This window comes from Marinobacter sediminicola, assembly GCF_031157525.1.
GTDB classification, from domain to species: Bacteria; Pseudomonadota; Gammaproteobacteria; order Pseudomonadales; family Oleiphilaceae; genus Marinobacter; species Marinobacter sediminicola.
This window is the reverse complement of the sequence record NZ_JAVIXR010000012.1, coordinates 90,883-103,286: the sequence shown is the minus strand read 5'-3', so window position 1 is coordinate 103,286 and position 12,404 is coordinate 90,883. Positions and strand designations below refer to the sequence as shown.

At 53.5% G+C, this 12,404-nt stretch carries 11 protein-coding genes; 8 read left to right on the top strand and 3 right to left on the bottom strand.

The features are described 5' to 3' along the window. Positions 1 to 2: 2 nt before the first annotated feature. Genes dapC through map form a run of 3 tightly spaced genes read right to left on the bottom strand, consistent with a single transcriptional unit; the run spans position 3 to position 4,612 of the window. Positions 3 to 1,199 carry a succinyldiaminopimelate transaminase gene (gene dapC / locus RG807_RS15125; protein ID WP_309045634.1) on the bottom strand — a complete coding sequence of 399 codons (1,197 nt, stop codon included), beginning with the start codon at positions 1,197 to 1,199 and terminating at the stop codon, positions 3 to 5. Further along, complete coding sequence (locus tag RG807_RS15120; RefSeq protein ID WP_309045633.1) at positions 1,196 to 3,841, bottom strand: [protein-PII] uridylyltransferase; 2,646 nt, start codon at positions 3,839 to 3,841, stop codon at positions 1,196 to 1,198. Before RG807_RS15120 ends, dapC begins: the two co-directional genes overlap by 4 nt. Next, complete coding sequence (gene map / locus RG807_RS15115; protein WP_298450360.1) at positions 3,842 to 4,612, bottom strand: type I methionyl aminopeptidase; 771 nt, start codon at positions 4,610 to 4,612, stop codon at positions 3,842 to 3,844. Between the two features lie 262 nt (positions 4,613 to 4,874). Here map and rpsB point away from each other — a divergent pair, with 262 nt between their 5' ends. The 8 genes from rpsB to rseP all read left to right on the top strand — a co-directional run bounded on the left by rpsB (position 4,875) and on the right by rseP (position 12,376). Next, complete coding sequence (rpsB, locus tag RG807_RS15110) at positions 4,875 to 5,621, top strand: 30S ribosomal protein S2 (RefSeq protein ID WP_298450362.1); 747 nt, start codon at positions 4,875 to 4,877, stop codon at positions 5,619 to 5,621. A gap of 93 nt (positions 5,622 to 5,714) precedes the next feature. Continuing rightward, positions 5,715 to 6,584: a translation elongation factor Ts gene (gene tsf / locus RG807_RS15105; RefSeq protein WP_298450364.1), complete on the top strand. Its 870-nt coding sequence runs from the start codon at positions 5,715 to 5,717 to the stop codon at positions 6,582 to 6,584. Positions 6,585 to 6,765: 181 nt separating this feature from the next. Beyond that, on the top strand, positions 6,766 to 7,494 hold the full coding sequence (gene pyrH, locus RG807_RS15100) for a UMP kinase (protein WP_298450365.1): 729 nt from the start codon (positions 6,766 to 6,768) through the stop codon (positions 7,492 to 7,494). A 41-nt stretch (positions 7,495 to 7,535) separates the two neighbouring features. Next, positions 7,536 to 8,093: a ribosome recycling factor gene (gene frr, locus RG807_RS15095; protein ID WP_298450524.1), complete on the top strand. Its 558-nt coding sequence runs from the start codon at positions 7,536 to 7,538 to the stop codon at positions 8,091 to 8,093. A 67-nt stretch (positions 8,094 to 8,160) separates the two neighbouring features. Further along, positions 8,161 to 8,931, top strand: coding sequence for a polyprenyl diphosphate synthase (gene uppS / locus RG807_RS15090; RefSeq protein ID WP_309045632.1), 771 nt, complete (start codon positions 8,161 to 8,163; stop codon positions 8,929 to 8,931). A gap of 21 nt (positions 8,932 to 8,952) precedes the next feature. Then, positions 8,953 to 9,792 carry a phosphatidate cytidylyltransferase gene (locus RG807_RS15085; RefSeq protein WP_309045631.1) on the top strand — a complete coding sequence of 280 codons (840 nt, stop codon included), beginning with the start codon at positions 8,953 to 8,955 and terminating at the stop codon, positions 9,790 to 9,792. A 2-nt stretch (positions 9,793 to 9,794) separates the two neighbouring features. Next, on the top strand, positions 9,795 to 10,979 hold the full coding sequence (gene ispC, locus RG807_RS15080) for a 1-deoxy-D-xylulose-5-phosphate reductoisomerase (RefSeq protein WP_309045630.1): 1,185 nt from the start codon (positions 9,795 to 9,797) through the stop codon (positions 10,977 to 10,979). 47 nt (positions 10,980 to 11,026) lie between these two features. Then, positions 11,027 to 12,376 (top strand): RIP metalloprotease RseP, encoded by a 1,350-nt coding sequence (rseP, locus tag RG807_RS15075; RefSeq protein ID WP_309045629.1) that lies wholly within the window; start codon positions 11,027 to 11,029, stop codon positions 12,374 to 12,376. Positions 12,377 to 12,404: the final 28 nt, after the last annotated feature.

The following is a 12,404-nucleotide window of genomic DNA, read 5'->3' as shown; positions in this document are numbered from 1 at the left end:
ACTCAGTTTGCCTTTACAAATTCAACAATGCGTTTTGCCGCTTCCACACATTCTTCCAACGGTGCAACCAATGCCATGCGAACCCTGTTCTCTCCCGGGTTGTAGCCGTCCACTGTGCGGGACAAGTAGCGGCCGGGAAGAACGTGGACGTTTTGCTGAGCCGATAACTCTTTCGCAAAGGTTTCGTCATCCATGGGTGTGATCGGCCACAGATAAAACCCGGCATCGGGAAAATCTACGTCCATGACCTCACGCAGAATGGGTACCACCGCTTCAAATTTTGCGCGATAAGCCGCCCGATTTTCCCGCACGTGGTCTTCATCCTGCCAGGCGGCAATGCTTGCGAGTTGGTTATGAACCGGCATGGCACAGCCATGATAGGTGCGATAGTTCAGATAACCTTTCAGTATGTTTGCGTCGCCTGCTACAAAACCGGATCTCAAACCCGGCAGATTGCTGCGTTTCGACAAGCTGTGGAAAACAACGCAGCGCGCGAAGTCGTGGCGGCCTATTGCTGCGCAAGTCTGCAACAAACCTTCAGGTGGATTGTTTTCATCAGGGTAGAGTTCTGAATAGCATTCGTCTGAGGCAACAATAAAATCGTATCTGTCTGCGAGCTCAATAACTTTTGTCAGTGTCTCTCTCGGTATGACCGCACCGCTAGGGTTGCCAGGTGAGCACAGGAACAGCACCTGGCAGTCTCGCCATACAGGTTCGGGGACCGTGTCAAAATCAGGAATGAAGCCGTTGGAGCCGTCGCAAGGAAGGTATACCGGTGTAGCCCCTGCCAAAAAAGCTGCACCCTCGTAAACCTGATAGAAAGGGTTGGGGCTTACAACAGTTGCTTGCAGGCTGGCATCAACCACCGCCTGAACCAGAGAGAAAATAGCCTCCCGGGTGCCATTTACCGGCACGATGTTTTGATCCGGGCTCAGGGAACCAGCTTTCAGTTGGAATCGCTTCGTAGCCCACTGGCTTATTGCTTCTCGCAGCTCGTCAAGGCCACGGGTGGTGGGATAGTTAGCGAGACGATCCAGGTTGTCAGCAATCACCTGCTTCACAAAGCCGGGGGCCGGGTGCTTGGGCTCACCTATGCCAAGAGAGATGGCCGGCAAGTGCTCAGGTGCAGAAATACCAGCTTTGAGTTTTGCCAGTTTTTCGAAAGGGTAGGGGTGAAGCTTGTTCAAATTCGGGTTCATTGAATTTCATCCAGCATTTTGCACAGGTCTTGCTGCAGGGCGCGGCATACGGAAGGGTCGCTGATTGGCTCGCCGTGCTCATCAGTCACAAAGAAAACGTCTTCCACCCGCTCGCCCAGGGTGGCGATTTTGGCATTGCTCAGGCGTATGCGGTGATCCAGCAGTACCTGCCCAATCCGAGCCAGAAGGCCGGGGCGGTCAGGTGTCACCACTTCAATCACTGTGCGCTCGTTAACGGTGTCGTTGGAGAAAAGCACCTCGGTTGGGAACGCAAAATGCCTGAGCTGCCGTGGTGTACGGCGATGAATAATGTCGGGGTAATCTTCTGGGTCGTCCAGCTCTTCGATCAGGCGCTTGCGCACCCGCTCTTTGCGGGCCGGGTCGATACCTAACGGCTGGCCCTTCTCATCCAGCACAACATAGGAACTGATTGTGAAAGGACCATCATTCGAACTGATGCGCGCATCCACAATGTTGAGATTAAGTTGTTCCAGTACGGCCGTGGTTGCCGCAAACAGAGTAGCTCGATCTTTAATGTAAATAATGATCTGGGAAAAGCCGTCTGTGGGGCCACCGTGAGTGTCCCGGATAAGCACGAGCGGGCCGGGCGTGTCGCCATGATTGATGATGGCTGCAGTTTGCCATGCTATGTCAACCGTTGAGTCCTGCAGGAAGTAATCCTCGTCAACGGTATCCCAGATAGCGTCTATCTGTTCGTCATTGATGTTCTGGGCATGAATAAGTTGCCTTGCCTCAGACTGGGTTGCGCGCACCCACTCCTGCCGGTCTACCGGAATCTCGGTGCCGCGCCTGAGGGCTCGCTTGGCTTCTATATACAGTTGACGCAGCAGAGATGCCCGCCAGGTGTTCCAAAGCTTGGGGTTGGTGGCGCTGATATCGCACACAGTAAGGATGTAAAGATAATCCAGGTGCGCCTGGCTCGGTACCGCTCGGGCAAAGGAGCGAATGATGTCGGGATCAGAAATATCTTTACGCTGAGCCGTCATGGACATCAACAGATGGTTTTCCACCAGCCAGGAAACCAGCTGGGTATCGCGTTCGCTCAAATGGTGGCGCTGACAGAAAGCTTCAGCGTCCATGGCGCCAAGCTCTGAATGGTCTCCGCCGCGGCCTTTTGCAATGTCGTGATACAGGCCAGCTATATAGAGCAGCTCGCGCTTGGGCAGACCATGGATGAGACGCGCCGCTAATGGATAGTCGTCACGGGCGTCCGGGCCGCTCATCCGCACCATGTTGCGCACCACCCGCATGGTGTGAGCATCAACCGTGTATATGTGGAAAAGGTCGTGCTGCATTTGGCCAATAATCAGACCGAACTCTGGCAAATAGCGCCCCAGCACGTTGTATTTCTTCATGGCTGAGAGAATTTCGTCCAGCGCATGGGGTGTTCGCATCAGCTCCATGAACAAGGATGTAACCGCCAGATCAGACCGGAAGGCGTCATCAATCAGGTGCCTGTGCGCCCGCAAAGACCGGATAGTCGTAGCCCGGATGCCCTTGATTTCAGGGTGCTGGGCCATCAACACAAAAATTTCCATAATGGCGTAGGGCGAGTAGGCAAAAACCTGGTTATTGACTGCTTCTATATAGTTGTTGCGGATCTGGAAACGATTGTTGATCGGCTGAATGTTGTCTTCGGTGCCCGTGCCGAGTATGGCCTCGTCGTAAAACTGAAGAATAACGTCTGCCAATTCTGCCAGCGCCAGTACAGCACGGTAGTAGGACTGCATCATCAGCTCGACATCCAGTCGCTTGCCCTCGTCCTTATAACCCAGCATTTGGGCCAAAGCGCGCTGATGGTCGAATAGTAGGCGGTTTTCGTTACGGTCTGCGATCAACTGGAGGCCATAGCGCAATCGCCATAGCAGAGTTTCGCCTTCCAGCAGAACCTGGTGCTCCTCGTCGGTAAGGATGCTGAAGCGGGTCAGGTCGGCGATGCTCTGCAGGCCAAAGTGCCGTTTGGTTATCCAGCCAATGGTTTGTATGTCCCGCAGGGCGCCGGGTGAGCTTTTTACGTTGGGCTCGAGGTTGTACTCGGTGTCGCTATACTTTTTATGGCGCCGCTGTTGTTCTTTGCGCTTGGCAATAAAGTAATCGCGGTCGGTAATGATGTTATCGGAGTACGCTTGCTCGCTGAGCTCTTTGCGTAACTCGTCCGGCCCGGCAATTGTGCGGGTTTCAAGCAGGTTGGTCAGTGTGGCGACATCGCCTCGCGCTGCGGCTTTGCTTTCTTCAATGCTGCGAACACTGTGACCGATGTCGAGCTTCAGATCCCAGAGCAGTGTGACAAAGGCGCCAAGATCCTCCTGCCAGCCCGGTTCGATACCCTCGCGGGTGAGCACAAGAAGATCAATATCCGAATGGGGATGCAGTTCACCCCGGCCGTATCCACCAACTGCTATCAGCGCAATGTCGGATGAGCCGGAGAAAGGGTAGCGGTTCCAGATCAGCTTCAGAACGGTGTCGATCGTGTCAGCTCTGGAGCGAACCAGAGCGCGCACGTCGGCACCCTGCCTGAAGGCTTCGGCATCTTCGTTGTAGCATTCTTTTAACAGCTCCCTGGCTGCCATAACCGGGGAAGGGTCCCTGCTGATTCTGGCTTCCAGTTCCTGGCGCGTCACTTAGAAGGACTCCTCCGACCGCTTGGTCAGAACTTCATAGCCATCGGCAGTGACCAGAATGGTGTGCTCCCATTGCGCTGAAAGCTTATGGTCTTTGGTGACCACAGTCCACTGGTCTGGCAGCAGCTTGGTGTGGTACTTGCCTTGGTTGATCATGGGTTCAATCGTGAAGGTCATGCCTTCCTGCAGTGCCATCCCAGTGCCCGGCTTGCCGTAGTGCATAACTTGCGGCTCCTCATGGAACACTTTTCCAATCCCGTGGCCGCAATAGTCCCGCACCACCGAATAGCGGTGTTTTTCAGCGTGCTGCTGGATTACATGGCCGATGTCGCCCAAACGAGCGCCGGGCTTCACCAGCTCAATACCTTTATAGAGACATTCCTGAGTGATTTTGATCAGGCGCTCAGTACCGGGCTTTGGCTTGCCAACGATCCACATTTTGCTGGTGTCGCCGTGGTACTCATCTTTTATTACCGTAACGTCAATATTCACGATGTCGCCGTCCTTCAGAACTTTCTTTTCTGAAGGGATGCCGTGACAGATAACATGGTTAACTGAAATGCATACGGATTTAGGAAAGCCTTTATAGTTCAACGGTGCGGGAATCGCATTTTGCTCGTTGACGATGTAGTCGTGGCAGATCTGGTTGAGCTCTTCGGTGGAAACACCGGGCTTGATGTGCTCCCCGATCATTTCTAGAACTTCAGCTGCCAGGCGGCCGGCCACACGCATCTTTTCAATTTCTTCCGGAGTCTTGATCGATACTTGCATTGGGCTTCCTATTGATTTGTGTCAAACGAGCATTTTAAGGGCCCCGGGCTCAGGGCACAAGGAAGCAAAGGCTCAAAAATAATGGCGTGGGCTGGTGGTTTTATGGTATAAACGCGCCCGCTGGAAACAAATCCGGCAAATTCGAGCACGTGTCAACACGTTGCCCCAGGGTGCCTGCTCCCGCTTTAAATCTATATAGGGAGCCTGGTTGGGGTAATTGGACGCGTGTAAGACTAACCCGAAGCTAAACTAAGGTAATATCATGGCTCAGGTAAATATGCGTGACCTGCTCAAGGCAGGTGCTCACTTTGGTCACCAGACTCGCTACTGGAACCCAAAAATGTCGAAGTACATCTTCGGCGCCCGTAACAAGATTCATATCATCAACCTTGAGCAGACTGTTCCTGCCATGAATGAAGCGCTTAACTTCGTTCAGCAACTGACAGAGAGCAAGAACAAGATTTTGTTTGTTGGCACCAAGCGCGCCGCAGCCAAGGTCATCAAGGAAGAAGCCGAGCGTTCCGGCCAGCCTTTTGTTAACCATCGCTGGCTCGGCGGCATGCTGACCAACTATAAGACCATTCGTCAGTCCATCCGTCGCTACCGTGAACTGGAAGCCCAGAGCAAAGACGGTACTTTCGATAAGCTGACCAAAAAAGAAGCTCTTGAGCGCACCCGTGAAATGGATAAGCTCGAGCGGTCTATTGGTGGTATCAAAGATATGGGCGGTCTGCCTGACGCTTTGTTCGTTATCGACGTTGATCACGAGCGCATTGCCATTAAAGAAGCCAACAAGCTGGGCATCCCCGTTATCGGTGTTGTTGATACCAACAGCAACCCGGATGGTGTTGATTTCGTAATCCCGGGTAACGATGACGCTATTCGTGCAATCCAGATTTACGTGAAAGCGGTTGCTGACACTTGCCTGGAATCTGCTCAGGCTGGCGGCGCTGACGAATTTGTTGAAGTTGCCGAAGACTCTGCAGGCGCCGCTCCGGCTGCCGAGTGATACATCTGCATCACTGATGAGATATAAGACATGCCAGGGAGATTGTCCTGGCATGTCTTCCCACCGATTTCAGAAAAGTTAAGAGGACTGAACATGGCTGCTATTACCGCTGCAATGGTCAAAGAACTGCGCGACCGCACTGGCCTTGGCATGATGGAGTGTAAAAAAGCTCTGGTTGAATCTGAGGGCAGTGTAGACGCGGCAATTGAAGAGCTGCGCAAGTCTTCCGGTCTGAAAGCTGCCAAGAAAGCAGGCCGTATCGCCGCTGAAGGTGTTTCGTTGATCAAGATCTCCGACGACAACACCGTTGCCTATATTCTGGAAGTTAACTCTGAAACAGACTTCGTTGCCCGCGACGAGAACCTTCTGAATTTTGCTAACGACGTGCTGAACGTTGCCTTCGAAAAAGGCGAGACAGACGTTGCCAAGCTGATGGAAGGTGAGCTGGAATCCAAGCGCGAAGCACTGGTTCAGAAAATCGGCGAAAACATTACTGTCCGTCGCCTGGTTTCAGTTAAAGGTCCGGTAGTGGGTGGCTACGTTCACAGCAACAACAAGATTGCTTCTGTTGTAGCTTTGACGGCTGGCGATGCTGAGCTTGCTCGTGATATCGCGATGCACGCTGCTGCAGTTAACCCGCGTGTCGCCAAGCCTGAAGATATGCCGGCTGAAGAGCTGGAGAAAGAGAAAGAAGTCATCCGCGCTCAGCCAGACATGGAAGGCAAGCCTGCCGAAATCGTTGAGAAAATGATGGGCGGCCGTATTCAGAAGTTCCTCAAGGAAAACAGCCTTGTTGAGCAGCCTTTCGTTAAAAACCCGGAGCAGACTGTAGGCCAGCTTATTAAAGCGGCCGGCGGCGAGCTGGTTGGTTTTGTTCGCCTCGAAGTGGGCGAGGGCATTGAAAGAGAAGAAGTAGACTTTGCTGCTGAGGTTGCTGCTGCAGCCGGTACTGGCAAGGCCTGATTTTTCTCGGCGCTGTGACGGTCCGTTACAGCGCCACCTGAGTCTGCCACGTTGGCTGGATTTTTCCGGCTCTCGTGGCGGGCTTGTATCTGAGATCCCCCTTTTTCAAGGAGTATGTCAGATGCGAGCCTGCAATGCGTATCACGCCGGATAGCAGTTAACAGACGAAAAGGGGATCAGTATGCCGACATCATCAAAAAACCAGCCAAGATACAATCGTGTTCTGCTCAAGCTCAGTGGCGAAGCCCTGATGGGCGAGCATGATTTCGGTATTGACCCCAAAGTTCTTGATCGGATGGCGCTTGAAATCGGTGCTTTGATTGGCATCGGCATTCAGGTTGGCCTCGTTATTGGCGGCGGCAACCTGTTCAGAGGGGCGTCGCTGAGCGAGGCTGGAATGGATCGTGTTACTGGCGACCACATGGGTATGCTGGCCACGGTAATGAACGGCCTTGCCATGCGCGACGCTTTGGAGCGTTCAAACATACGTACCCGGGTTATGTCAGCCATTCCCATGAGTGGTATTGTTGAGCATTATGATCGCCGCCGCGCTGTCCGCGATCTTAAAGATGGTGACGTTGTTATTTTTTGTGCAGGTACCGGCAACCCCTTCTTCACAACAGATTCTGCGGCGTGCTTGCGTGGTATCGAGATTCAGGCAGATGCCGTACTGAAGGCAACCAAAGTAGATGGTGTGTACTCAGCGGATCCTTACCTTGATCCGACTGCAGAAAAGTACGACAAACTGTCTTATGATGAAGTGCTCGACAAAAAGCTGGGCGTGATGGATCTGACCGCTATCCTCCTGGCGCGGGATCATGGGATGCCGCTGCGTGTTTTTGATATGAACCGTCCGGGCGCCCTGACGCGCATCGTGACCGGCGAGAAAGAAGGTACATTGATCGAATAACGGGTTTTATGCAGCCCGACGAACGAATTGAGGATGATTACGTGATTAACGACATAAAAGCTGAAGCCGAGAAGAAAATGGAAAAGAGCCTCGAAGCTCTGCACTCGGCGTTCAACAAGATCCGTACCGGCCGGGCCCACCCGTCGATTCTGGACAGTGTGATGGTTAACTACTACGGGCAGGAGACACCGCTGAAGCAGGTGGCGAGTGTTAACGTAGAAGATAACCGTACGTTGGCGGTGTCGCCTTGGGAAAAGAACCTGGTGCCCGTTATCGAGAAGGCCATCATGGCTTCAGATCTCGGTCTGAACCCTGCAACCAGCGGCGATCTGATTCGTATACCTATGCCGATGCTGACGGAAGAAACCCGTAAGCATATGGTTAAACAATCGAAAGCGGATGCGGAGAATGGCCGTGTCTCCATCCGTAATGCCCGTCGCGATGCAAACAGCATGATGAAAGACCTGCTGAAAGACAAAGACATCAGCGAAGATGATGTGCGCAAGGGCGAGGACGAAATCCAGAAGCTGACAGATCGCTACATCGCTGAAGTCGAGAAGATGCTGAAAGCTAAAGAAGAGGATCTGATGGCGGTTTGATCGCCACGGTTCACTGCAAGCGAGACACGGCCAGTAGGGGTGTTCTATTGGCTGTACAGGGGATTTCATGACGGGATCAGTATCCGCAGAAATTCCGGTGTCGGCTGATAGCCGGCCCCGGCATGTGGCCATTATCATGGATGGTAACAACCGGTGGGCAAAATCACGCCTGCTTAAAGGAGTTGCGGGGCATAAGGCCGGGGTAGAGTCTGTCAGGGCCGTTGTTGAAACCTGTGCCCGCGAAGGCGTTGAAGTCCTTACGCTGTTCGCCTTCTCAAGCGAGAACTGGCGGCGCCCAAAAGATGAAGTATCCGCTCTCATGAAGCTGTTTCTTTTTGCTTTGGAGCGGGAAGTCAGAAAGTTGCATCGTAACGATATCCGCTTGCGCATCATTGGTGACCGTTCCGCGTTTAATGCAACCTTGCAAGAGCATATGGCCAAGGCAGAGGGGCTCACCCGCAACAACACCAGAATGACTCTTGTCATCGCTGCAAACTATGGCGGCCATTGGGATATTGCCCAGGCAACGCAGCAGGTTGCTCAATTGGTGAAGAGCGGCGAGCTTGAACCTGCTGATATTACCGATGACCTTATACAGCAACACCTGAGCATTGGTGATCTCCCAATGCCGGATCTGATGATTCGGACGGCTGGTGAGCAGCGGATCAGTAATTTCATGCTTTGGCATCTCGCCTATACCGAGTTGTACTTCTCGCCTGTGTTCTGGCCCGATTTCAAAGAAGAAGAAATGTGCAAGGCATTACAGGCTTACGCCGGACGTCAGCGCCGCTTTGGTCAGACGGACGACCAGATCGTGGCCAAGGCGTCACAACAATAACGAATGACAGCGACCTAAATTGTGCTAAAAACCCGAATTATCACCGCCCTTATTCTCGCGCCCATCGCTATTGGGGGCATTTTTTTTCTGCCACCTCTGGGATTTGCTTTATTCATGGCCGCGATCATTACGCTGGGCGCTTGGGAATGGGCCAATATGTCTGGATTCGAGCAGCAGCCGATGCGGATCGGTTATGCGGCCTTTATCGCTGCCATTCTCTACGGTCTGTTTGATGTGTCTGCCGTTCCGGTGCTTTGGCTGGCGCTTCTATGGTGGGTTGTGTGTTTTTTACTGGTGCGCAACTACCCGGCAGGTTCAGGGTGGTGGGGCAGCAGGCCTGTGCGAGCTCTAATGGGCGTGCTGGTTCTTGTGCCTGCTTGGGTTGGATTGAACCATCTTCGAGCCGCTGGCTTTCAGTTCGGCAATACAGATAATAACCTCCTGGTGATTCTGTATGTGTTCTGCGTTGTCTGGGTGGCAGATATTGGAGCTTACTTTGCAGGCAGGGCTTTCGGTAAGGCGAAGCTCGCCCCCAGAGTCAGTCCTGGCAAGTCCTGGGCTGGCGTATACGGTGGTTTGGTGGCTGTAACTGTGTTGGCTTTGGCTGCGAGCTCTCTTGCTTCCGCAAGTATGATTGAAACCATGATGCTAATTGCGGCAACGTTGGTAACCGGTCTGGTGTCTGTGCTTGGGGACCTTCTGGAAAGCATGCTCAAGCGTTTCAGAGGTATCAAGGACAGCAGTGCTCTGCTGCCAGGGCATGGCGGGATACTGGATCGTATTGATAGCCTTACTGCCGCCGCTCCCGTGTTTGCGCTTATTATTACGCAACTTGGCTGGCTGACAGTCGGGCACTTGTGAGTATGGTAAATCGCTCTGTTACGGTACTGGGGGCGACCGGTTCAATCGGACTTTCCACCCTCGAGGTCATTCGCCGTCATCCCGATCGGTTTTCAGTGTATGCGCTTACAGCCAGTACCCACGCTGAAGAGCTTGCCGTGCTGTGTCGCGAATTTCTCCCGAAAGTAGCGGTAATGGCAGATGCCGCTGCGGCGCAAAAGCTGACCGAGTTACTTTCAGATCTCCCCCAAATATCCGTGCTAAGTGGTGAGCCGGGGCTTTGTGAGGTGGCTTCAGCCCCGCAAGTCTGCACCGTTATGGCAGCCATTGTTGGTGCGGCAGGCCTTGCGCCGACACTTGCCGCCGTGCGTGCAAGCAAACGTGTGTTGCTGGCCAATAAAGAAGCATTGGTAATGTCTGGCAAGCTTTTCATGGATGCCGTATCGGCTTCTGGCGCAGAGCTGTTGCCGATAGATTCCGAGCACAACGCGATCTTTCAATGCCTGCCGGCAGCAAAGGTGCGCGACCCTGAAGGTGCCGGTATTACACGTATTCTGCTCACCGCTTCCGGTGGCCCTTTCCGGGAGACCAGCGCTCAAGACCTGCGCTCAGTGACGCCTGCTCAAGCCTGCGCTCATCCAAACTGGTCCATGGGGCAGAAAATCTCGGTTGATTCTGCAACTTTGATGAACAAAGGGCTTGAGTTGATCGAGGCATGTTGGCTGTTTAATACCACGCCAGATCGCATTGAGGTCCATGTGCACCCGGAGAGCATCATTCACTCAATGGTAGAGTACGTTGACGGCTCTGTACTGGCTCAGCTCGGCAGCCCGGACATGCGCACTCCCATCGCCAATGGATTGGCTTGGCCCGAGCGTATTGATGCCGGGGTCGCGGCACTGGATCTTTTCGCTATAGGGCGGTTTCATTTTGAAAGACCGGATCTTTTGCGCTTCCCCTGCCTTCGGTTAGCCGCAGAAGCATTTGAGCAGGGAGGAACCGCGCCTGCCGTGTTGAATGCTGCGAATGAGGTGGCGGTGAGTGAGTTCCTGAAAGGGAACCTCGCATTTACGGACATTCCGGTTGTCATTGAGCGAACTCTGTCAGTAACACCAGTGGTACCTGCGGACAGTTTTGATACCATCTTCGCGAAGAACTCAGAGGCACGGCAACGGGCGCAGGAACAGATCCGCCTGTTAACGGTCTGATGTAACTTAGAGATTTTCGCCGGGCTGGCGCTTAAACCAGGAATGCTATGCAGATTATTCAAACCGTACTTGCTCTTGCGCTTACATTGGGGATACTCGTTACCCTGCATGAGTATGGCCACTTCTGGGTTGCGCGCCGCTGCGGTGTGAAAGTGCTGCGCTTCTCAGTGGGGTTTGGGAAGCCCCTGTTCTCTTGGTACGATCGCCACGGCACTGAATTCGCAATAGCCGCCATTCCGCTGGGCGGCTATGTGAAAATGCTGGATGAGCGAGAGGGACCAGTCCCTGAAGAGATCAGAGATCAGGCGTTTACATCCAAAACACCCTCCCAGCGGATTGCCATTGCTGCGGCAGGGCCGGCTGCAAACTTCCTTTTTGCTATTTTGGCCTACTGGCTTCTTGGCGTAGTGGGTGTTACTCATGTTGCGCCAATTGTGGGTGGTGTTGCCGAGGAAAGTGTTGCCAGTAATGTCGGCCTGCGGGAAGGCATGGAGATCCACGCTGTAGACGGGCATCGAGTGAGCTCCTGGCGTGATGTGAATATGCGTATTCTTGAGCGTGCTGGCGAGCAGGGAGTAATCACCCTGGATGTTTCCAGTGCTGGCGCTCAGGGAACTTTGAGTGGCGAGCTGGGTGGGTGGAGCCTCAGTGACGAAACGCCGAACCCGCTTGGTGAGTTTGGTATCACGCCTTGGCGGCCAGATGTTCCAGCGATACTTGGCCAGATCGCAGACGGCGGCCGTGCCCAGATTGCGGGCTTGCAGACCGGTGATCACGTTCTTGCTGTGAATGACGAGCCCATTGCGAACTGGTTCGAGTTGGTTGCATCGATACGTAGCTCACCCGAGCAAACATTGACCCTTACCATTGAACGTGCTGGTTTGGAGCAGTCTGTACAGATTACACCGGCTGAGAAAAAGCAGGATAGTGGCGAAGTGATCGGCTTTGTAGGCGCTGGCGTTGAGGCAGTCTCGTGGCCAGACAGCGTAATGCGCGACGTTCGCTACGGCCCTCTGGCTGCCATCCCCGTTGCGTTGGACGAAACCTGGGCAGACACCCGCCTTACACTGGTTGCTATTAAAAAGATGGTTACAGGGTTGCTCTCACCCAGTAACCTCAGTGGCCCAATTACGATTGCCCGTGTAGCTGAAGCCAGTGTCAGCTCAGGATTTGAAGACTTTATTCGATTTTTGGCTTACCTGAGCGTTAGCTTGGGAATCTTGAATCTGTTACCTGTTCCTGTGCTGGATGGTGGCCATATCGTGTATTACACCATTGAGGCAATCCGCAAAAAGCCGGTTTCGGATGCGGTCCAGGAGCTTGGATTACGAATTGGTATGGCAATGATCCTCACATTAATGGTGTTTGCTCTTTACAACGACCTGATGCGGTTGTGAGAATTGCGGGCTCCTTACGCGCATTAAC